This is a genomic window from Aeromonas sp. FDAARGOS 1411 (assembly GCF_019047125.1).
Taxonomy (GTDB): domain Bacteria; phylum Pseudomonadota; class Gammaproteobacteria; order Enterobacterales; family Aeromonadaceae; genus Aeromonas; species Aeromonas veronii.
The window spans coordinates 3,347,755-3,369,204 of record NZ_CP077214.1 but is presented as its reverse complement, the minus strand read 5'-3'; the positions used below and the strand labels follow the sequence as shown (position 1 = coordinate 3,369,204).

The 21,450-nt window shown below is 60.4% G+C and carries 18 protein-coding genes; 13 read left to right on the top strand and 5 right to left on the bottom strand.

From position 1 onward, the window contains the following. Positions 1-31 precede the first annotated feature (31 nt). On the bottom strand, positions 32-544 hold the full coding sequence (locus I6L41_RS15185; protein ID WP_005356301.1) for a lipocalin family protein: 513 nt from the start codon (positions 542-544) through the stop codon (positions 32-34). A 17-nt stretch (positions 545-561) separates the two neighbouring features. Beyond that, complete coding sequence (locus I6L41_RS15180) at positions 562-1,464, bottom strand: AraC family transcriptional regulator (RefSeq protein WP_005339751.1); 903 nt, start codon at positions 1,462-1,464, stop codon at positions 562-564. A gap of 157 nt (positions 1,465-1,621) precedes the next feature. Here I6L41_RS15180 and yqhD point away from each other — a divergent pair, with 157 nt between their 5' ends. The 8 genes from yqhD to I6L41_RS15140 all read left to right on the top strand — a co-directional run bounded on the left by yqhD (position 1,622) and on the right by I6L41_RS15140 (position 12,291). After that, positions 1,622-2,785 (top strand): alcohol dehydrogenase, encoded by a 1,164-nt coding sequence (gene yqhD, locus I6L41_RS15175; protein WP_216959794.1) that lies wholly within the window; start codon positions 1,622-1,624, stop codon positions 2,783-2,785. 506 nt (positions 2,786-3,291) lie between these two features. Further along, positions 3,292-4,818, top strand: a complete 1,527-nt coding sequence (gene pntA, locus I6L41_RS15170) for a Re/Si-specific NAD(P)(+) transhydrogenase subunit alpha (protein WP_113740331.1) — start codon at positions 3,292-3,294, stop codon at positions 4,816-4,818. An 11-nt stretch (positions 4,819-4,829) separates the two neighbouring features. Then, positions 4,830-6,314: a Re/Si-specific NAD(P)(+) transhydrogenase subunit beta gene (gene pntB, locus I6L41_RS15165; RefSeq protein ID WP_005339759.1), complete on the top strand. Its 1,485-nt coding sequence runs from the start codon at positions 4,830-4,832 to the stop codon at positions 6,312-6,314. Between the two features lie 98 nt (positions 6,315-6,412). Continuing rightward, positions 6,413-7,192 (top strand): ABC transporter substrate-binding protein, encoded by a 780-nt coding sequence (locus I6L41_RS15160; RefSeq protein WP_216959791.1) that lies wholly within the window; start codon positions 6,413-6,415, stop codon positions 7,190-7,192. A 147-nt stretch (positions 7,193-7,339) separates the two neighbouring features. After that, the gene (locus tag I6L41_RS15155) at positions 7,340-8,008 is read left to right on the top strand and encodes a transcriptional regulator (protein ID WP_005357564.1); all 669 of its coding nucleotides are present in this window, start codon (positions 7,340-7,342) and stop codon (positions 8,006-8,008) included. Positions 8,009-8,029: 21 nt separating this feature from the next. Further along, complete coding sequence (locus I6L41_RS15150) at positions 8,030-9,331, top strand: serine dehydratase subunit alpha family protein (RefSeq protein ID WP_182970197.1); 1,302 nt, start codon at positions 8,030-8,032, stop codon at positions 9,329-9,331. Positions 9,332-9,464: 133 nt separating this feature from the next. Continuing rightward, complete coding sequence (locus I6L41_RS15145) at positions 9,465-10,865, top strand: L-cystine transporter (protein ID WP_216959788.1); 1,401 nt, start codon at positions 9,465-9,467, stop codon at positions 10,863-10,865. 97 nt (positions 10,866-10,962) lie between these two features. Beyond that, complete coding sequence (locus tag I6L41_RS15140) at positions 10,963-12,291, top strand: CoA-disulfide reductase (protein ID WP_216959785.1); 1,329 nt, start codon at positions 10,963-10,965, stop codon at positions 12,289-12,291. A gap of 149 nt (positions 12,292-12,440) precedes the next feature. Here I6L41_RS15140 and I6L41_RS15135 read toward each other — a convergent pair whose 3' ends face one another. Next, positions 12,441-13,196: an outer membrane protein assembly factor BamD gene (locus tag I6L41_RS15135; protein WP_019446583.1), complete on the bottom strand. Its 756-nt coding sequence runs from the start codon at positions 13,194-13,196 to the stop codon at positions 12,441-12,443. A gap of 117 nt (positions 13,197-13,313) precedes the next feature. On the opposite strand from I6L41_RS15135, the gene rluD reads away from it, so the two are divergent. The 4 genes from rluD to I6L41_RS15115 all read left to right on the top strand — a co-directional run bounded on the left by rluD (position 13,314) and on the right by I6L41_RS15115 (position 18,805). Continuing rightward, complete coding sequence (gene rluD, locus I6L41_RS15130; RefSeq protein ID WP_005339771.1) at positions 13,314-14,294, top strand: 23S rRNA pseudouridine(1911/1915/1917) synthase RluD; 981 nt, start codon at positions 13,314-13,316, stop codon at positions 14,292-14,294. A gap of 112 nt (positions 14,295-14,406) precedes the next feature. Beyond that, positions 14,407-15,144 (top strand): peptidoglycan editing factor PgeF, encoded by a 738-nt coding sequence (pgeF, locus tag I6L41_RS15125; protein ID WP_216959782.1) that lies wholly within the window; start codon positions 14,407-14,409, stop codon positions 15,142-15,144. A gap of 202 nt (positions 15,145-15,346) precedes the next feature. Continuing rightward, positions 15,347-17,920 (top strand): ATP-dependent chaperone ClpB, encoded by a 2,574-nt coding sequence (gene clpB / locus I6L41_RS15120; RefSeq protein ID WP_216959779.1) that lies wholly within the window; start codon positions 15,347-15,349, stop codon positions 17,918-17,920. Between the two features lie 60 nt (positions 17,921-17,980). Continuing rightward, the gene (locus I6L41_RS15115; RefSeq protein WP_216959776.1) at positions 17,981-18,805 is read left to right on the top strand and encodes an MBL fold metallo-hydrolase; all 825 of its coding nucleotides are present in this window, start codon (positions 17,981-17,983) and stop codon (positions 18,803-18,805) included. Between the two features lie 210 nt (positions 18,806-19,015). Here I6L41_RS15115 and asnA read toward each other — a convergent pair whose 3' ends face one another. Beyond that, positions 19,016-20,008 (bottom strand): aspartate--ammonia ligase, encoded by a 993-nt coding sequence (gene asnA, locus I6L41_RS15110; protein WP_021231465.1) that lies wholly within the window; start codon positions 20,006-20,008, stop codon positions 19,016-19,018. A 154-nt stretch (positions 20,009-20,162) separates the two neighbouring features. Between asnA and asnC the strand changes: the two genes are divergently transcribed. After that, positions 20,163-20,624: a transcriptional regulator AsnC gene (asnC, locus tag I6L41_RS15105; protein ID WP_005339783.1), complete on the top strand. Its 462-nt coding sequence runs from the start codon at positions 20,163-20,165 to the stop codon at positions 20,622-20,624. Between the two features lie 7 nt (positions 20,625-20,631). On the opposite strand, the gene I6L41_RS15100 is transcribed toward asnC, so the two are convergent. Then, positions 20,632-21,396, bottom strand: coding sequence for an ABC transporter substrate-binding protein (locus I6L41_RS15100; RefSeq protein WP_216959773.1), 765 nt, complete (start codon positions 21,394-21,396; stop codon positions 20,632-20,634). Positions 21,397-21,450 lie beyond the last annotated feature (54 nt).

Below are 21,450 nucleotides of genomic sequence, written 5' to 3'. Positions count from 1 at the left end.
GCGGGCTGCCCTTTGTTATTTTACGGCTGGCTTAAGGGGTCTGTTTGACCCAAATCAGCTGGTCGGTGGCAAAGCCCAGCGACTTCGCCTTGGCGACCAGCGCATCCACCTTCGCCTTGGGCGGGTTGGGTGAGCGGGAGAGGATCCAGAGGTAGTCGTGGTTGTAGCTGGTCACCAGCGAGAGCTGGTAATCGGGGTCGAGGTCGATGACGTTGTAGCCGCCGTAGAAGGGGCCGAAGAAACTCACCTTGAGCCGCGCCTCGTCCGGGTTGCCGACGAAGTAGGCCTTGCCCTCGGCTTCGCGCCAGCTGCCATCGCTCTGCTTGCCGCGGTTGAGCACCTTGACGCCGCCATCGTCCCGCAGGCTGTAGGTGGCACTCACCTGCTCCAGCCCCCGCTCGAAGCTGTGGTCGAGGCGGGCGATTTCGTACCAGGTACCGAGATAACGATCGAGCTGGAAGCCGGTAACGGGACGAATGCCGTCGGCAATCCCGGTACAGGCCGTCAGCAGTAAAGCGGTGAACAGGCAAAGCAGTGAACGCATAAGTAATCCCTCTCTTGTTATCCCTCGATGATGCGCAGCTGGCCATCCCGGAAGCGGGAGGCCTGATCCGTCGGAGTGCTGCCGAAGAAGCGCTTGTACTCCCGGCTGAACTGGGAGTTGCTCTCGTAACCGACTCTGGCCGCCGCGGTGCCCGCCTTGATACCGTCGTGCAGCATCATCATTCGCGCCTTGTGCAGGCGAAACGACTTGATGTACTGCAACGGCGAGGTAGCAGTGACCGCCTTGAAGTGGTGGTGAAAGGCGGAGACGCTCATGTTCACCTCCCGCGCCAGCTCCTCCATGGTGAGGTTGTCAGCATAACGGGACTCTATCATACGCAGCACCCTGGCGATCTGGCCCACATGGTTGTGGCGATTGGCGAGCGCTTGCAGCGCCGGGCCGCCCCCCTCGGTGAGGGCGTGGAACAGCATCTCCCGCACCGTCTGCGGCCCCAGCACCCTGGCGTGCAGCGGGTTGTCCATCAGCTCGATCAGTCGCTCGGCAGCGCAAAACATGGTTTCCGACAGGGGGACCGAGTGGACGCCGCTCTTTTGCGGCGCGGGGGCGGGCAGGGCATCGCCAAGCTCCAGCAGCAGCTCTTGCAGGGTGACCAGATCGATCTCGATGGTAAAACCGATAAGCGGCTGCTCGGGGGAGGCGAAGCACTCGCACTCGCAGGGGAGCGGCAGGGTCATCAGCAGGTAGTGGTTGGGGTCGTAGCGAAACACTTGATCCGCCAGATAACCCACCTTGTGTCCCTGCAGGATAACGATCATCCGCGGTTGGTAGAGCACCGGGGTGCGGCCATGGTGCTCGGTGGTATAGATGAGGTTGACCTGTTTCACCGGTGATGGGGTGATGCCGGGGGCGGTGACGTGGCGGGTCAATCTGGTTGCGAGGTCGCTGTAACGGTTTTGCATGGGCGCTCTTTGATTGGACAGTTCCGGTTTTTGCTGCTTTGTAGAAATAGGCAAGAATCAAGCAGGATGTTGTCTTGATGGTAGGGTTGTTCTGGAGAAAAATGCAATCACGATTTCGCGGCCAGGCCGCCCTGACTATCAGAAGAAGGCAATGTCGATGAACAACTTTACTCTCCATACCCCGACCAAAATCCTGTTCGGCCAAGGGCAGATCGCCCAGTTGCGCGAGCAGCTCCCGAGCGATGCCCGCGTCATGATCACCTATGGCGGCGGCAGCGTGGTACGCAGCGGCTTGCTGGAGCAGATCCGTAACGAGCTGGCTGGCATGACCCTGTTTGAATTTGGCGGCATCGAGCCGAACCCGGCCTACGAGACCCTGATGGGGGCCGTGGAGCTGGCCCGTGCCGAGCGGGTCGACTTCCTGCTCGCCGTTGGCGGTGGTTCCGTGCTCGATGGCACCAAGTTTATCGCCGCTGCCGCGCACTACGATCTGGCCAAGGATCCCTGGCACATTCTCGAGACCGTCGGCAGCGAAGTGCGTTCCGCCATCCCGCTCGGTTCCGTGCTGACCCTGCCGGCGACCGGTTCCGAAATGAACATGGGCGCCGTCATCACCCGTCGCAGCAGTGGCGACAAGGTGCACTTCTTCTCGCCGTTCGTGATGCCGCGCTTCGCCGTGCTGGATCCGGTGCTCACCTACACCCTGCCCGAGCGTCAGGTGGCGAACGGGGTGGTGGATGCCTTTGTTCACATCGTGGAGCAGTACCTCACCTATCCGGTCAATGCCAAGGTGCAGGATCGCTTCGCTGAAGGCTTGCTGCTGACCCTGATCGAAGAGGGTCCCAAGGCGCTGGCCGAGCCGCACAACTACGAGGTACGCGCCAACATCATGTGGAGCGCCACCATGGCGTTGAACGGCCTGATCGGTGCCGGTGTGCCGCAGGACTGGGCCACTCACATGCTGGGTCACGAGCTGACTGCCCTGCATGGCCTCGACCACGCCCAGACTCTGGCGGTGGTGCTGCCCGCCCTGCTGCAGGCCAAGCGCAAACAGAAGCATGCCAAGCTGCTGCAATACGCAGAGCGGGTGTGGGGTCTGAATAGTGGTAACGAAGCGGAACGCATCGATGATGCCATCGCCGCGACCCGCGACTTCTTCGAGCGGATGGGGGTCAAGACCCGACTGCGCGACTACGGTCTGAAAGATCTGGGTATCGACACCCTGATCGGCAAGCTGGGTGAGCACGGCATGACCCGTCTGGGCGAGCACAGCGATATCGATCTGGTGCAGAGCCAGCATATTTATGAAGCGTCCTGGTAAGGGCCGCCAATCGGCGCCAAACGGGCGAAACGATTGAATTGCCGGGGCCCTCTCCCGCCATCTGGCGGCTGAGCGGCCCGCTTTTGTTGGGAAAATGTTACTTTTCGGCGTTTCGCTGCGAGAAGTGAGACGAAAGCGGATTTCGTAAGAACAAAAAACGCTAAGATAGAGGGCCGGTAAAACATTTTTTTTGACTGGTTGGATCACTTTTTTCAGCCGTTTTTACTGGTATAAGCCTCTAATTTGGTTTGTTTTTTTTAATCGTAGCCAGGGATGGGCTGAATTCTGTACGAGTGCCGTCGGGACTGCGGTTGTAATAAAACTCCAAAATTTGATACTAATCACCTTCGCGCCTGAAAAGCGGGGGCCTGACCATGACAGGAGGTTGAGGTAAAGCCTACTGATTTTCATAACAAAGAGCCCTGGACCTGCACTTTGGTCATGTCTTGTTTCGTCAGAAGTGAGACACTGGGCAGCGATTGTTTATTAACCATCAGGGAATAGTCATGCAGATTGGAATACCGAGAGAGAGTCTCGCCGGTGAGACCCGGGTCGCAGCGACCCCGGCTACCGTCGAGCAGCTGAAAAAGCTCGGCTTCGAGGTCGCCATCGAGACCGGCGCAGGCCTGTCGGCCAGCTTCGATGATGCCGCCTTCGAGGCTGCCGGTGCCAGCGTGGTGCCGAATGTCTGGCAAGCCGACCTTATCTTCAAGGTCAATGCGCCGACCGATGCCGAGATCGCACAAATTAAAGATGGCGCCACTCTGGTGAGCTTCATCTGGCCTGCCCAGAACCCTGAGCTGGTCAAGAAGCTGTCCGAGCGCAACATCAATGTGATGGCGATGGATATGGTGCCGCGGATCTCCCGTGCCCAGTCCCTCGATGCCCTCTCCTCCATGGCCAACATCGGTGGCTATCGCGCCGTGGTTGAAGCTGCGCACCAGTTCGGTCGCTTCTTCACCGGCCAAATCACTGCTGCCGGTAAAGTGCCGCCTGCCAAGGTACTGGTGATCGGTGCCGGCGTAGCCGGTCTGGCTGCCATCGGTACTGCCGGTTCCCTCGGTGCCATCGTGCGTGCCTTCGATACCCGTCTGGAAGTGGCCGAGCAGATCGAATCCATGGGTGGGGAATTCCTCAAGCTGGACTTCGGTGGCGAAGACGGTGCATCCAGCGATGGTTACGCCAAAGTCATGTCTGATGAGTTCATCAAGGCAGAGATGGAGCTGTTCGCCCAGCAGGCCAAAGAGGTGGATATCATCATCACCACCGCCCTGATCCCGGGCAAGCCGGCTCCCAAGCTGATCACCAAAGAGATGGTCGACAGCATGAAGCCGGGCTCCGTCATCGTGGACATGGCCGCTCAGGCTGGCGGTAACTGTGAATACACAGTTCCGGGCGAACTGCATGTCACCGCCAACGGCGTCAAGGTGATTGGTTACACCGATCTGCCGGGTCGCCTGCCTGCCCAATCCTCCCAGCTCTACGGTACCAACCTGGTCAACCTGATGAAGCTGATGTGCAAGGAGAAGGACGGCAACGTTGCCATCGACTTCGAAGACGTGGTTCAGCGCAACATGACGGTGATCCAGGCCGGTGAAGTGACCTTCCCGCCGCCCGCCATCTCCGTCTCTGCTGCCCCGCAGAAACCGGCCGCCGCCAAACCGGCCGCCAAGAAGGAAGAGGCCAAGCCTTCCAACAAGAAGTTCGTGTTCGGTGCTCTCGGCATCGCCGCCTTCGGCTGGATTGCGTCCGTTGCCCCGGCAGCCTTCCTCTCCCACTTCACCGTATTCATCCTGGCCTGTGTGGTCGGTTACTACGTGGTGTGGAACGTCTCTCACGCCCTGCATACGCCGCTGATGTCGGTCACCAATGCCATCTCCGGCATTATCGTGGTCGGTGCCCTGCTGCAGATCGGGCAAGGGTCGACCCTGGTCACCGCGCTGGCGTTCGTCGCCGTGCTGATTGCCAGTATCAACATCTTCGGCGGCTTCACCGTCACTCAGCGCATGCTGAAGATGTTCCGTAAGGATTAAGGGGGTTTAACGTGTCTCAAGGACTGGTAACAGCATCCTATATCGTTGCCGCCGTGCTCTTCATCCTCAGTCTCGCGGGACTGTCGAAGCAAGAAACGGCCAAGCATGGCAACCTGTTCGGTATCGCGGGTATGGCTATCGCCCTGCTCGCCACCGTATTCAACCCGGAGACCAGTGGTGTTCACTGGATCATCCTGGCCATGGTGATCGGCGGTGCCATCGGCGTGCGTCTGGCACTCAAGGTCGAAATGACCGAGATGCCCGAGCTGGTGGCCGTGCTGCACAGCTTCGTGGGTATGGCGGCAGTACTGGTGGGCTTCAACAGCTTCATCGATCTGCACCCTTCTGCACCTGCTGAGGTGGTCGTCTCCGTCGGTTCCAACCTGGATGCCACCCTGGCAGCCGCCCGTGCGGCGTTCGAGCAGGCCAACAGCGTTGCTCAGGTCGAGCACCTGACCGGCGCCATGCTGAACATCCACCTGGTCGAGATCTTCCTGGGCGTCTTCATCGGTGCCGTGACCTTCACCGGTTCCGTGGTTGCCTTCGGCAAACTGCGTGGTCTCATCTCCTCCAAGCCGCTGATGCTGCCGCACCGCCACAAGCTGAACCTGCTGGCCGTGGTCGCCTCGCTGGCGCTGATGGTCTACTTCGTCAACGCGGGCGGCTCTACCTTCGCCCTGCTGGTGATGACCTTGATCGCCTTCGCCTTCGGCTGGCATCTGGTTGCCTCCATCGGTGGCGCAGACATGCCGGTGGTAGTCTCCATGCTGAACTCTTACTCCGGTTGGGCGGCGGCGGCGGCGGGCTTCATGCTCTCCAACGACCTGCTGATCGTCACCGGTGCCCTGGTGGGTTCCTCCGGTGCGATCCTCTCTTACATCATGTGCAAGGCGATGAACCGCTCCTTCATCTCCGTGATCGCCGGTGGCTTCGGCTCCGATGGCGTGGCCTCCACGGCGGATCAGGAGATGGGCGAATACCGCGAAACCAGCGCCGAGGAAGTGGCTGACCTGCTGAAGAACTCCAGCTCCGTCATCATCACCCCGGGCTACGGTATGGCGGTGGCGCAGGCCCAGTATCCGGTGGCTGAAATCACCCAGAAGCTGCGTGATCGTGGCGTCAAGGTGCGCTTCGGTATCCACCCGGTTGCCGGTCGTCTGCCTGGCCACATGAACGTGCTGCTGGCGGAGGCGAAAGTGCCGTATGACATCGTGCTGGAAATGGACGAGATCAACGACGACTTCGCCGATACCGATACCGTGCTGGTGATTGGTGCCAACGACACCGTAAACCCGGCCGCGATGGAAGATCCGGGCAGCCCGATCGCCGGTATGCCGGTGCTGGAAGTGTGGAAAGCGCAGAACGTCATCGGCTTCAAGCGTTCCATGAACACTGGCTACGCCGGTGTCCAGAACCCGCTGTTCTTCAAGGAAAATACCCAGATGCTGTTTGGCGATGCCAAGGCCAGCGTCGAGGCAATCCTGAAAGCACTGTAAGTGCCATTCAGAGAGTGAATATCAAGGAGGCTTCGGCCTCCTTTTTTATTGCTCATCCCTTGTATATCCTCAATCCATACGGACCATGAGGGATCTCCATGATGTGGTGTCAGGGTTTGCGAAGGATCGGGTTGTACGGCTGGCTGCTGGCCTTCCTGTTTGGTGCTGGTTCGGCCGTAGCGGCGGACGAGCCGCCGACTCTGACGCTGCTGACCGAGCTGTGGCCCCCTTATGTGATGCGTGGTGACAATGGCGAGCTGGCTGGCGCCGATCTCGATCTGGCCTGTACCGTGTTGCGCCAGATGGGTTATCGCACCGAAATCAGGGTGCTGCCCTGGAAGCGGGTTCTGCAGCAGGCCCGTCTCAGGCAGGGGGATGCGGTGCTCGATGTCTTCTTTGAACCTTCCCGCCAGCACTGGCTCCACTACCCCGAAGAGCCGCTCTCTTACAGCGGTGAAGTACTCTTCTATCCGACGGTTCGTCCGGTGGATTTCAAGCAGCTCTCCGACCTCAAGGGTCTGCGGATAGGTATTCAGGAAGATTATGCCTACAGCCCCGATTTTCTGACCGATCCCGGCGTTATCCGGATGCCGATGACGGGGGAGGGGAATGCCATCAAACAGCTGCATCTGATGATGGCCGGTCGGCTGGACGGGGTGGTGCTCAACGAGCGGGTCGGTCGCTATTTGCTGCATACCCAGGGGTTGCAGGATCAGGTGAGCCACGGCTCGCGTCTGTTGACCGACGACAACCGCAACTTCCTCGCGTTTACCCACAAGCCCGGCCACGACCAGCTGGCTATCCGCTTCTCCTCTGCCCTCAAGGCGTTCAAACAGACCCCCGCCTACAAGCAGTTGCTGGCTCGCTATCACCTCTGAGTTGCCGCCCTGCTGTGCGCCGCTTCACAATTTGTCGCACTTTGTTAAAAGGTGGGCATAATGGCGAGCAAAAAGGGGATGCCGCTCAACATTAGTTGATCTTGTTGATAGTAGAGTCAACTGCGGTTTACTCAGAGTTACTCATATATGTCCACAGCAGCCACCACTGACCAGATCAATTCGTTAACGGATGAAGAACGTCATCTGATCGCCAGTTTTGAGCCCGCGGTCGAGGCGCTGGCCGCGCTGTTTGGCGCAGGGTGCGAGGTGGTGTTGCATGCGTTCGATACGCTGGATGCATCGGTTATCAAGATTGCCAACGGCCATGTCACCGGTCGTCGGGAGGGGGCGCCGGTCACCGACTTTGCCCTCAACCGCTTGCAGGGGGAGGCGGGCAGCCAGTGGAGCAGCTACTTCAGCCGTACCCGCGACGGGACGCTGATGAAGTCCTCCTCCATCACCATCAGCAACCGGCAGGGCAAGCCCATCGGCATGCTCTGCGTGAACTTCAGTCTGGATACCTCCCTTGGCAGCCTGCTCGATACTTTTGCGCTGCCCGCGGCACCGGCGCCGCTCAATAACGAGACTTTTGCCAGCTCGGTGGACGATCTGGTGACCCAGGTGATTGAGAAGGTGGATCGGGACGATTCGCTCTCCTGCACGGTGCGTAACAAGGAGATAGTGACCCGGCTCTTCGACATGGGGATCTTCGAGATCAAGGAGGCGGCCCAGCTGGTTGCCCGGATGCTCGGCATCTCCCGTCATACTGTTTATCTGCATATCCGTAATCACAAAGCGGATCTGAACAAGCAATAACTGCCTGCGGGCACCCTGAACATGAGAAACACTGCGATGAAAGCACAATGGACCGACTTTATTACCCTGCTCAAGCGTGAAGTGGTGCCGGCCCTGGGCTGTACCGAGCCGATGTCGGTGGCGCTGGCAGCGGCAAACTGCCGCAAGCTGCTGGGGGAGACCCCGACCCGCATCAGCGTCTGGGTCAGTGGCAATCTGTTCAAGAACGGCATGGGGGTCGGGGTGCCGGGTACCGGCATGATCGGTCTACCGGTGGCCGCTGCGGTCGGCATCACAGGGGGCAATCCCGATGCCGGGCTGGAGGTGCTCAAGACCCTCACACCAGAACAGGTGGAAGCGGCCAAGGCGCTGCTGCCGGTGATCAAGGTGGATGTGAAGGATGTGCCGGACGTGCTCTACGCCGAGGTACTGGCCGAAGTGGAGGGTCACAGTGCCCGGGTGGTGATCTGTACCGACCACACTCGCATCATCCTGATGGAGAAGGATGGCGAGGTGCTGATGGAGCAGGCCAGTGCCCCCGGCGTGCAGATCCAGCCAGCCAAATCCGCCAAACCGGCCATGACCCTGCGGGAGATCGTCGATTTTGCATTGGAAGTGCCGCTGGCGGAGATCGACTTTATCCGCGAGGCTGCCACCATGAATCAGGCGCTGGCAGATGAAGGGTTGCAGGGGTACGGTCTGAAGATCGGCAAGATCCTCACCGAGCAGGTGGAGCGCAAGCTGCTCTCCGATGACCTGATGACCCTGGCGATGCGCCTCTCCTCCGCCGCCTCCGATGCACGGATGGATGGCGCCATGCTGCCCGCCATGTCCAACTCCGGTTCCGGCAATCAGGGCATTGCCGCCACCATGCCGGTGGTTGCGGCTGCCCGCTTCCTCAAGGCGAGCGACGAGCAGCTGACCCGGGCACTGGTGATGAGCCATCTGGTGGCTATCTACATCAAGACCTATCAGAACAAGCTGTCGGCCCTCTGTGCCGCCAGTACCGCCGCGATGGGATCTGGTGCCGCCATCACCTGGCTGCTGGGCGGCCAGTATCAGCAGATCAGCCACTGCATCAACAACATGATTGGCGATGTCTCCGGCATCATCTGCGACGGCGCGGGCAGCGCCTGCTCCATGAAGGTCTCCACTTCTACCTCGGCGGCGGTTAAGTCTTCGCTGATGGCCATCAACAACCTGCACGTCCCTCAGAGCGAGGGGATCGTTTCCGATGACGTGGATCAGACCATCGCCAATCTGGGCCGCCTCTCCAAAGAGGGGATGCTGGATACCGACATCGAAATCATCAACATCATGCGAGCGAAACAGCAGAAGCAGTGAATCTGTGACAAGGGGGTGATAGACCCCCTTGTTCTTGTCACGACGGCGCAGACCGTCTGACACGGTTGCCAGGGCAAGCATGGCGCTTGCTCTTGTTTCTCGGGCCCAAGCCCGCTTTTTGGGGAGTCATACCATGACATTTAGCGTTATCGGCAATCTGGCCATCGCCGCCATCTTGCTGTTCTTTCTCTACCGGTTACAGGAAAAACATGTGAGCTTCACCCGCCGGGTATTTGCCGGTCTGGGGCTCGGTATTCTGTTCGGCGCCGCATTGCAACTGCTTTACGGTGCAGGTTCGTCCGTCATTGTTCAGACCATCGACTATCTGGATATCGTGGGTAGCGGCTATGTGAAGCTGCTGCAGATGATCATCATCCCGCTGATCATGGTCTCCATCATCAGCGCTATCTTGAAGCTCAATGGTGGCACTGCGCTGGGCAAGATCAGCGCCATGACCATAGGCGTGCTGATCTTCACCACCGCCATCGCCGCCGGGGCGGGCATCCTGATGTCCAACCTGTTTGGCCTGACCGCTGAAGGGCTCACCTCCGGTGCCGCCGAGAGTGCCCGTGGCGCCGCGCTGCAGACCACCCTCGGCAGCGTCGAGAGCATGTCCTTTGCCAAGATGGTGCTGGAGTTCATTCCGGCCAACCCCTTCCTCGACATGACCGGGGCGCGCAAGACCTCTACCATCGCCGTGGTGATCTTCTCCATCTTCATCGGCCTCTCTGCCACCGGCATTGCCCGCAAGAAGCCTGAGATCTTCGCCAGCTTCAGCCACTTCGTGGCCGTGGCTCACGCCATCGTGATGCGAATGGTGACCCTGGTGCTGCGCCTGACCCCGTTCGGCGTGCTGGCGCTGATGACCAAGGTGGTCTCCGGTTCCAACTACGCGGATATTCTCAACCTGCTCAGCTTTGTGATGGCCTCTTACGGCGCCATCGCCATCATGTTTGCCGTGCATCTGCTGCTGGTGAGCATGGTCGGCATCAACCCGCTGCGCTTCCTCAAGAAGATCACCCCGGTGCTGGCGTTTGCCTTCACCTCGCGCACCAGTGCGGGCTCCATCCCGATGAACGTGCAGACCCAGACCAAGTCGCTGGGTATTCCGGAGGGGATCGCCAACTTCGCCGCCTCCTTCGGTTCCACCATCGGCCAGAACGGCTGTGCCGGTATCTATCCGGCGATGCTGGCAGTGATGATTGCCCCGACTGTCGGGGTCAACCCGATGGATCCCGGCTTCATCATGACCCTGATCGCCATCATCACCGTCAGCTCCTTCGGGGTGGCAGGGATTGGCGGCGGCGCCACCTTTGCCGCGCTGATCGTGCTCTCCGCGCTGGACTTCCCGGTGGCGCTGGCCGGTCTGCTCATCTCCATCGAGCCGCTGATCGACATGGGCCGCACCGCGCTCAACGTCTCCGGGTCCATCACCGCAGGGACGGTCACCAGCCGCCTGATGGGCGAGACCGATATGCATGTGTTCAACAGCGATCACGAAGTGAGTCTGGACGGCGAAGAGTCCACCGTTTGATTTGCGTCGGTTGATCTGCGCGTGGAAAGGGACGACCCTTTCCCGTCATAGACCGCAGGGAGGGCATGCCCTCCCTGCGCCATTGAGAGGAAAAACAATGAGAATTCTGATCATCGGTGGCGAAGCCGCCGGTATGAGTGCGGCCGCCAAGGCGCGCCGTCTGGCCAAAGATGCCGAGATCGTGGTGTATGAGGCCTCCGAAGTGATCTCCTTCGGTGCCTGCGGCCTGCCCTACTTCGTCGGTGACGAGTTTCAGGATCCCGGCTACATGGCCGAGTTCACCCCCGAGCAGTTCGCCGCCAAGGGGATCGAGGTCAAAATTGGCCATCGGGTGCTGAGCGTTGACGCCACTGCTCAGACTCTGCAGGTAGAGCATAACGGCGACACCTTCACCGATCGCTACGATCGCCTGATGATCGCCACCGGCGCCCGCGAAGTGATGCCCCCCATCCCCGGTTTGCAGCAGCAAGGGGTATTCGGTCTGCGCCGGATGGCCGACGGGCTGGCGCTGAAGGCGGCGGTGCAAGACAAGAACAATCGCCGCGCCGTGGTGATTGGCTCCGGCTTTATCGGGCTGGAGGTGGTCGAGGCGCTGGTCCATCAGGGTAAAGAGGTGCGTCTCATCGAGCTGGCGGATCGGGTCATCCCCGATGCGTTTGATGGCGAGATCACCCAGCATATTGAAACCGAACTACGCGAGCAGGGGGTCTCTCTCCATCTGGGTGAGCGAGTTGAAGCACTGCTGGGGGATGGCCGGGTGACCGGCGTGCGAACCAGCCAGGGCGAGTATGAGGCCGATATCGTGGTGGTCTGCACCGGGGTCAAGCCCAACACCGAGTTTCTGGCCGATACCGGCATCGAGCGGCTCGGCAACGGCGCCATCAAGGTGGACCGTCAGGGGCGCAGCTCGCTCGCCAACGTCTGGTCAGCCGGTGACTGTGCCAGCGTCTGGCACAGCGTGAAGCAGCAGCAGGTCTATGTACCGCTCGCCACCATCGCCAACAAGCTGGGGCGCATGGTAGGCGAGAACCTGGCGGGTGCCGAGCAGGAGTTCCCGGGTACCCTCGGTTCTGCGGCGCTCAAGGTGCTTGGGCTGGAGGCGGGCCGTACCGGCCTCTCCGAGCAGGAAGCCAAGGCGATGGGCATCGACTATCGCACCGTGGTGATCAAGGACAAGTGCCATACCAACTACTGCCCGGGTCAGTCCGACATTCACGTCAAGCTGGTCTATGAGGCGGGCAGCAAGCGGCTGCTGGGTGGCCAGATCCTCGGTCGCAAGGGGGCGGTCCACCGCATCGACGCGCTGGCGGTGGCCATCACCATGGGGGTGACCACCGAGCAGCTCGGCATGCTGGACTTTGCCTACGCGCCTCCCTTCTCACGCACCTGGGATGCCCTGAACGTGGCGGGTAATGTCGCGAAGTAAGCGTTGCGATGACGGACGGCGTTGGGAAGGCGCCGTCACGCTGACCCAGCTCTGCAGAGCCCCTGCGGGTAATGTCAGTGGCTAAATTGCAGCGATAAAAAAACCGATGCCTTGGCATCGGTTTTTTGTTACCGGTTTATCCGTATCACTCAGCCACGGCCGAGGCGGTTCTCCGGGTAGTTCTTGGCCAGCACTTCGCGGGCATGCTTGGCCAGCTGTGGCATTTTCAGGGCGTCGTAAGACTCGACCATGATCTCCAGTGCCTTCTCGGTTTCGGCTGTGTCGGGGTAGGTCTCGACAATCAGCTTGGCCCGGTTGGCGGCCGCGACCAGTGCATCACGCTTCACGTAATACTCGGCCACGCTCAGGTCATATCGGGCCAGACGATTCTTCAGGCCAATCATGCGGGCGCGGGCATCGGCGGCATAGACGCTGTTGGGGTAGTTCTGCAACAGGGTCTTGAAGTCCTGGAATGCCTGACGGGCATAAGCCGGGTCTTTGTCGTCACGATCGATACCGAACAGGCTCTGGAAGAAGTTGTAATCCGCCGCCATGTTGGTCAGGCCGCGCATATAGAAGACGTAATCGATATTTTTATGCGCCGGATTGAGGCGGATAAAACGGTCGATATTGGCGATCGCCTGAGCGGTATCATCCTGCTTGTAGTAGGCATAGATGAGGTCAAGCTGCACCTGATTGGAGTAGGCGCCGAACGGGTAGCGAGAGTCCAAAGCCTCCAGCAATTCAGTGGCTTGCACGTAATTGCCAACGTCCAGTTTGAGGCGTGCTTTCTGGTACAGGGTCTCCGGCGGTTCGTCGGGTACCTTGGGTTTGGTGCTGGAACAGCCTGTGATCAAGGTAGCGACCAAGGCGAGCGACATCAGCAGGTGAGACTTCTTTCCCATCAACAACATCCGGTCCATTTCCACGAAATTGGCAAAGTATCCGTTATGCTTGGCTAAAAGAAAAGCTAGAATACCCGGATTATTTCGAATTGATACCCCCCGCTCAAGAGACCATACATGAGCCAGCATATTGAACTGACAGGCGAATTCCAGGATCACCAATTCGGGCAGCGACTCGACCAGGCCCTGGCCGAATTGTTTCCAGACTACTCCCGCACCCGCATCAAGGAGTGGATTTTACAGGACAGAGTGACCCTGGACGGTCAGGTTGCCAACACCCCGCGCGAGAAGATTCTGGCCGGGCAGCAGGTGCATGTGAATGTCGAGCTGGAAGATGATACTCGCTGGGATGCCCAGGATATCGAGCTCAACATCGTTTATGAAGATGAACACATTCTGGTGATCGACAAACCGGCCGGACTGGTGGTTCACCCGGGCGCAGGTACGCCGGATGGCACCATCCTCAACGCCCTGTTGCACCGCTACCCCGGCATTGCCGAGGTACCTCGCGCCGGTATCGTGCACCGTCTGGATAAAGACACCACAGGTTTGATGGTGGTTGCCAAAACCGTACCCGCCCAGACCCATCTGGTGGAAGCGTTGCAGGCGCGCCAGATCACCCGTGAGTACGAAGCGATCGCCATCGGTCACATGACCGCAGGTGGTACCGTTGATGCGCCCATCGGTCGTCACCCGACCCAGCGTACCCATATGGCCGTGGTGCCCAATGGTCGTCCTTCCGTAACTCACTACCGGGTTCACGAGAAGTTCCGTGGCCATACCCGTCTGCGTCTGCGTCTGGAAACCGGTCGTACCCACCAGATCCGTGTCCACATGGCGCACATCAAACACCCGCTGGTGGGCGATCCCGCTTACGGTGGCCGTCTGCGCCCGCTGCGCAACGCGACTCCCGAGCTGACTCAGGCACTGCGCAACTTCAACCGTCAGGCGCTGCATGCCACCATGCTGCAACTGGCTCACCCCATCACGGGTGAAGTGATGCAGTGGCATTCAGCTACACCGCAAGACATGGTGGAGCTGATGGAAGTGCTGCGCGCGGATACGCTCGCCAATCCGGATGATTTAGTCTGGAACTGATGCGATAGGGCCTGCTGCGTCGGTTTCTGGCGTCATCCGGCCCGAATAGATGCCAAACGGGGTTCCCTTGCAGGAGCCCCGTTTTTATATCGGTGAATTGAAGGAGTCACAGATGAAATGGATCGAACCCGACTGGCCAGCTCCGGCCAATGTCAGAGCCCTGTCAACCACTCGGGATGGCGGGGTAAGCGAGGGGGTTTTCGCCGGGCTGAATCTGGGCGCCCATGTGGGGGATGAACCGGCGCGAGTCGAGTCTAACCGCGCCCGCTTGCAGCAGGCGGCCGCCATCCCGGGGCCCCTTAACTGGCTTAATCAGGTGCACGGCACCGTGGTTCATCAGGTCAGCAGCCATTATCAGCAAGCACCGGATGCCGATGCCGCCTGCGCCCATGAGGCGGATCAGGCCTGCATCGTGATGACCGCCGACTGTCTGCCAGTGTTGTTTTGCGATCGGGCAGGTACCGTGGTCGCAGCGGCCCACGCAGGCTGGCGTGGACTGAAAGAGGGCGTGCTGGAGGCGAGCATCGCCGCCATGGGCTGCGAGCCGGGCGAGGTCCTGGCCTGGATGGGCCCGGCCATTGGCCCCACTGCATTTGAAGTGGGGGGAGAGGTGCGCGAGGCCTTTATGGCTGAGCAGGCTGAAGCGGTCGCGGCTTTCGTGCCTTCCGCCAACGACGGCAAATGGTTGGCGGATATCTACCAGCTGGCGCGGTTGCGCCTCGCCCGTGCCGGCGTTACCGCCGTCTATGGCGGCGAGTACTGCACCTTCAGCGATAGCGAGCAGTTCTACTCTTATCGTCGCGACGGCCAGACCGGCCGTATGGCCTCTCTCATCTGGTTGGCCCGCTAAGCAATCACCCGCCAAGTAATAGCCCGTCTCTCTCAAGAACCGATCCGTATGAGAGAGGCGGGGATCCTGCACTCTCCCCGCTTTGCAGAAAAAATAACCAGCCCATGCCCTTGAAATAGCCCGTACGGGCCTCATCTTTCATCTCAGAAAGTTATGTTGTTTGCCGCGCAAGCGGCGTCTGCCTGTTTGAAGGGGGAGTGCAATGCGCCTCGATCGCCTTACCAGCAAATTCCAGATTGCTATTTCCGATGCCCAGTCTCTTGCGCTGGGTCGTGACCACCAATTCATCGAACCCGTTCACCTGATGACCGCACTGGTCAATCAGGATGGCGGCTCCATCCGTCCGTTGCTCACCCTGACCGGGATGGATATCAATGCCCTGCGCTCCCGTCTCGGTGAGGAGCTGGATCGCCTGCCGCGCGTCAGCGGCGTGGAAGGGGACGTGCAGCTCTCCAACGGCCTCGGCCGCTTGCTCAACGTTTGCGACAAACTGGCCCAGCAGCGCAAGGATCAGTTCATCTCCTCCGAACTGTTCGTGCTGGCTGCCCTCGACGACAAGGGAACGCTGGGTGAGCTGCTGCGCGCCCAGGGGCTGACCAAGGAGAAACTCGAAGCGGCCATCGACAAGGTGCGTGGCGGCAAGAAGGTGGAGGATGCCAACGCCGAGGAGAACCGTCAGGCGCTGGAGAAGTACACCATCGATCTGACCGAGCGGGCCGAGATCGGCAAGCTCGACCCGGTGATCGGCCGTGATGACGAGATCCGCCGCACCATTCAGGTGCTGCAACGCCGCACCAAGAACAACCCCGTGTTGATCGGTGCTCCCGGTGTCGGTAAAACCGCCATCGTCGAGGGGTTGGCCCAGCGCATCATCAACGGCGAAGTACCGGAAGGGCTTAAGAACAAGCGGGTGCTGTCGCTGGACATGGGGGCGCTGGTGGCCGGGGCCAAGTATCGCGGTGAGTTTGAAGAGCGGCTCAAGGCCGTACTGACCGATCTCGCCAAGGAGGAGGGCAACGTCATCCTCTTTATCGACGAGCTGCACACCATGGTCGGCGCCGGCAAGGGCGAAGGGGCCATGGACGCGGGCAACATGCTGAAACCTGCGCTGGCCCGTGGCGACCTGCACTGCGTCGGCGCCACCACCCTGGATGAGTACCGTCAGTACATCGAGAAGGATGCTGCCCTCGAGCGTCGCTTCCAGAAGGTGCTGGTGGAAGAGCCGAGCGTGGAGGACACCATCGCCATTCTGCGCGGCCTGAAAGAGCGTTACGAGCTGCACCATCATGTGCAGATCACCGACCCGGCGATTGTGGCGGCGGCCCAGCTGTCGCACCGCTATATCGCGGATCGCCAGCTGCCGGACAAGGCCATCGACCTGATCGACGAGGCGGCGGCCAGCATCCGGCTGCAGATCGACTCCAAGCCGGAGGCGCTCGATCGCCTCGAGCGGCGCATCATCCAGCTCAAGCTGGAGCAGCAGGCGCTGATGAAAGAGGACGACGACGCCAGTCGCAAACGTCTGGAGCTGATCAATCAGGAGATTGGCGAAAAAGATCGGGAATACAACGAGCTGGACGAAGTGTGGAAGGCCGAGAAGGCTGCCCTTGCCGGCACCCAGCATATCAAGGCGGCCCTGGAGCAGGCCCGTCAGGATCTCGATGTGGCGCGCCGCGCAGGCGACCTGGGCCGGATGTCCGAGCTGCAATATGGCCGCATTCCGGAGCTGGAGAAACAGCTGGATCTCGCCACCCAGGCCGAGATGCAGGAGACCAGCCTGTTGCGCAACCGGGTCACCGACGTGGAGATCGCAGACGTCCTGGCCCGCTGGACCGGTATTCCGGTCGCCCGCATGCTGGAAGGGGAGCGCGACAAGCTGCTGCGGATGGAAGAGCAACTGCACAGCCGGGTGATTGGTCAGGAGGAGGCGGTTGATGCGGTCTCCAACGCCATTCGCCGCTCCCGTGCCGGTCTCTCCGATCCGAATCGCCCCATCGGCTCCTTCCTGTTCCTGGGGCCCACCGGGGTGGGCAAGACCGAGCTGTGCAAGGCGCTGGCGGAGTTCCTGTTCGATACCCAGGATGCCATGGTGCGGATCGATATGTCCGAGTTCATGGAGAAACACAGCGTGGCCCGTCTGGTGGGGGCGCCTCCCGGATATGTGGGTTATGAAGAGGGTGGTTATCTGACCGAGGCTGTGCGCCGTCGTCCCTACTCGGTGATCCTGCTGGACGAGGTGGAGAAAGCGCACCCGGATGTGTTCAACATCCTGTTGCAGGTGCTCGATGATGGCCGCCTGACCGATGGTCAGGGTCGGACCGTCGATTTCCGCAACTCGGTGGTGATCATGACCTCCAACCTCGGGTCGGATCTGATTCAGGAGCACCACTCCGAGAAGGATTACGACGAGATGAAGGCCATGCTGATGGATGTGCTGACCCGCAGTTTCCGGCCGGAATTTATCAACCGGATCGACGAGACGGTGGTGTTCCATCCCCTCGGCGAGGATCACATCAAGTCCATCGCCCGCATCCAGCTCAAGAGCCTGATGGGGCGACTGGAGGCTCAGGGTTACGAGGTGAAGGTGAGCGAAGCATTGCTCGAGAAGCTGGTCCACGCTGGGTTCGACCCCGTCTATGGGGCGCGGCCTCTCAAACGGGCGATCCAGCAGAAGGTTGAGAACCCGCTGGCGCAGGCCCTGCTCTCCGGTCGCATCGTGCCGGGCAAAAAACTGGTGCTGGGGGCCGACAGCAACGGCCTCACCATGACCCAGTAACGGGATTGTCGATGAAAAACGCAGGCCTCGTGCCTGCGTTTTGTTTTCTGAGGGATTGAGATGCTGAAGTTTTCCGTGCTGGTGGATGACGACGTTCATCTGCCTGGCTGTCTGCCCGAACGGGGGTTGGCGCTGCTGTTGGAGTGTGACGGCCTCAGGGTGCTGTTCGACAGCGGCCGTGGCCGGGCGCTGTGCCACAACGCCGCCGTGATGGGGATCGATCTCGCCTCGCTCACCCATGTGGTGCTCTCTCACGGTCATTACGACCACGTGGGTGGGGTCGGCTCGCTGCCCGTCTATCCAAGACCCATCCCGCTCATCGCCTGTCCGGATGTGTTCTGCGAGCGGGGCTACTTCTTGTCGCTTCCCTTCTGGCGGCGCAACCTCTATCGCCTGTCGGGGGAGCTGGTTCGGGAGTCGCTGCCGGCCAGAGGTTTGCTCCCCCATTGCTCGGCCGAGCCGGTGTGGCTCTCGGATCGTCTGGTGTTTCTCGGTAGCATCATGCGGCGTAACCGGGCTGTGCCTTCGCTGCTTGGCTATATAGTGCGGGGTGGGCGGGTGGAGAAAGACCTTATCAGCGACGACTCGGCGCTGGCCTACAAGAGCGAGCAGGGGCTCATCGTCTTTATCGGCTGCGGTCATGCTGGGGTCGAAAACATCATCGAACGGGCCAAGGAGGTGTGTGGCGACGAGCGGATCCACGCCGTCATCGGCGGCCTGCACCTGAAGTTCTCCGGCCCACAGCGGGCGGCGGCGCTCGGCACCTATCTGCAGGGAGAGGCGGTAGAGCAGTTGTTTGCCTGCCACTGTACCGGCAGCAGAAAGGCGGGGTTGCCGCGCCAGCGCCAGATCGGGGCGGGTTTTGAGCACCTGTTTTCGGCGTAAAAAAAACGGCAATCCGAAGATTGCCGGGAGGAATGTAGTGAAGCGACCTGACGTGGGTTGAGCGGGTCGCAGGGACAAGCCCCCGATTGCGAAGCGTGGCCACAGCTGGCCTCGCTTCTTACAGCCTGCCGGGGATGCGCTCGCTCAACCCCGACGGCCACCTGCCTGTTGCCATGCCGGCTGCGATGGCGCCGGCATGGCCTTCATTCGTTACAGCATGCCTTGCACGGCGGCTTTCATCTCGGCTGGCCAGACGCCGACCTGGACCTGACCAATATGCTCTTTTTGCAGCAACAGCATGGCCAGACGGGATTGGCCGATACCGCCACCGATGGTTTGCGGCATCCGTGCTGCCAGCAGATCCTGATGCCAGTCGTACTGCAGGCGATCCTCGTCACCGGTGATAGCCAGCTGGCGGCGCAACGCCTCGGCATCGACCCGGATCCCCATGGAGGAGATCTCGAAGCTGTCTTGCAGTACCGGGTTCCACACCAGAATGTCACCGTTCAGACCCGCCAGACCCAGCTCGCTGTGGCTGCTCCAGTCGTCGTAGTCCGGGGCGCGGACATCGTGACGCTCGCCGTGGGAGAGGGCACCGCCGATGCCGATCAGGAACACGGCCCCCAGCTCTTTGGCGATGGCACGCTCGCGCCCCTTGGCATCGAGGTCCGGGTAACGGGCCAGCAGCTCTTCGCTGTGCAGGAACTGGATCTCGGCTGGCAGGAAGGGGGTCAGCTCATGTTCGGCGCAGACTGCGCGCTCGGTGGCCTTGATGGCGGCCCAGATGCCGCGCACGGTTTCCTGCAGATAGGCCAGATCGCGGCGCTCGCTCGGCATCACCTTCTCCCAGTCCCACTGATCCACGTAGACCGAGTGGATGGGGGTGAGCTTGTCTTCATCCGGACGTAGCGCCTTCATGTGGGTGTAGATCCCTTCGCCCGGGCCGAACCCGAAGCGACCCAGGGTCTGGCGCTTCCACTTGGCCAGCGAATGAACCACTTCGTAGCTGTGCTCCGGCAGGGTTTTCACTTTGACCTGCACTGCATTCTCATGGCCAGAGAGGTTGTCCTGAGTGCCATCACCGACCCGGCTCAGAATGGGGGCTTGTACCTCCATCAGACCCAGCTGCTGGGCGAGTTGGCGGGAGAACATCTCTTTGACGAAGCTGATCTGCTGTTGGCTGCGAATGTAGTGCTGTTTCATGCTGAATTCCTGTTTCAAACCCCGTTGGATGTGGTGATTCTTCAACGGAATGCCAACTAAATTCAATATTCGATAATAGAAATAGGCTTTGTGTATTTTTTTCTTCAAAATAAGCCGTTATTTAATGAGGCATCGTCAACGGGAGTGCAAAAAAATGCCGGAAAATTACCGGATCGATAATCTCGATCAGGCCATCCTCACTGCTCTGATGGAAAATGCGCGGATCCCTTACGCCGAACTTGCGAAACAACTGGCGGTCAGCCCGGGCACCATCCATGTGCGGGTGGAGAAGATGAAACAGGCGGGGATCATCGAGGGGACACGGGTGCAGGTTAACCCCAAGAAGCTGGGTTACGACGTCTGCTGCTTTATCGGGATCAATCTGAAGAGTGCCAAGGATTACCCCTCGGCACTGGCCAAGCTGCAGGCGCTGGACGAGGTGGTGGAGGCCTACTACACCACGGGCCACTACAGCATCTTCATGAAGGTGATGACCCGCTCCATCGACGAGCTGCAGATAGTGCTGATCAACAAGATCCAGACCATCGACGAGATCCAGTCCACTGAAACCCTGATTTCACTGCAAAACCCGATCCTGCGGGATGTGAAACCCTGACCCCTGATCAGGGGTCGATATAGGGGATGGCGTACTTGTCGTAGAGGGTCTTGAGGCTGCCGTTTCGCTTCATGCGCAGCAGTTCGGCATCGTAGGCCGCCATCAGGGCGGGGGTCTGTGCATCCGCTCGTGCGCGGGCCCAGGTGTTGAAGTAGGGGCTGCTCTTGAGCGGTTTGGGCAGGTAATCGACCTTGCCTGTCAGCCCCTCCTCCTTGATCTGGGTGAAGGCGGTGACCAGCGGCATGGGCACGGTATCGATCCGTCCGGCCAGCAGTTTGCGCAGTTGCAGCTGGTTCATGGTGATCTCCTGAAACTGATAGGCCGGGTCGGTCATGGCTGCTGCCAGTTCAGGGGTATAGGAGAAATCCTTGGTCACGCCGATGCGCCAGGGTTTGAGATCGGCCAGCGTTTCGTAGCGGATCTTCATCAGGTCCGCCTTGCGCACGAAGAAGTGCCAGCTGTGGCGAAGATGGGCCTGTTGGGGATAGATGAGATAACTCTCCCGCTCTGCCTTGTAGGAGTGGGTCATCACCAGGTCGCAGGCGCCGGTTTCGGCATTGCGGGTGAGGCGGGCACCGGAGTCGGCCAGCTCGATCCGAAAGGGCGTCTCCAGCTTGTCGAAGATGGCGGTGACTATGTCGATATCGAGTCCGCGGGGTTTCTGATCGACATCGAGAAACTTGAGCGGGGGCTCTATGGTGCCGCAGATCACCAGCTCTTTGGCGGGCAATCCGAGTGGAAACAGCAACCAAAACAGGGGGATCACACGCAAACTACGTCTCCTGAGCCCGTTTGAAGATATTCCAAGACCTGATTCCAGTATATT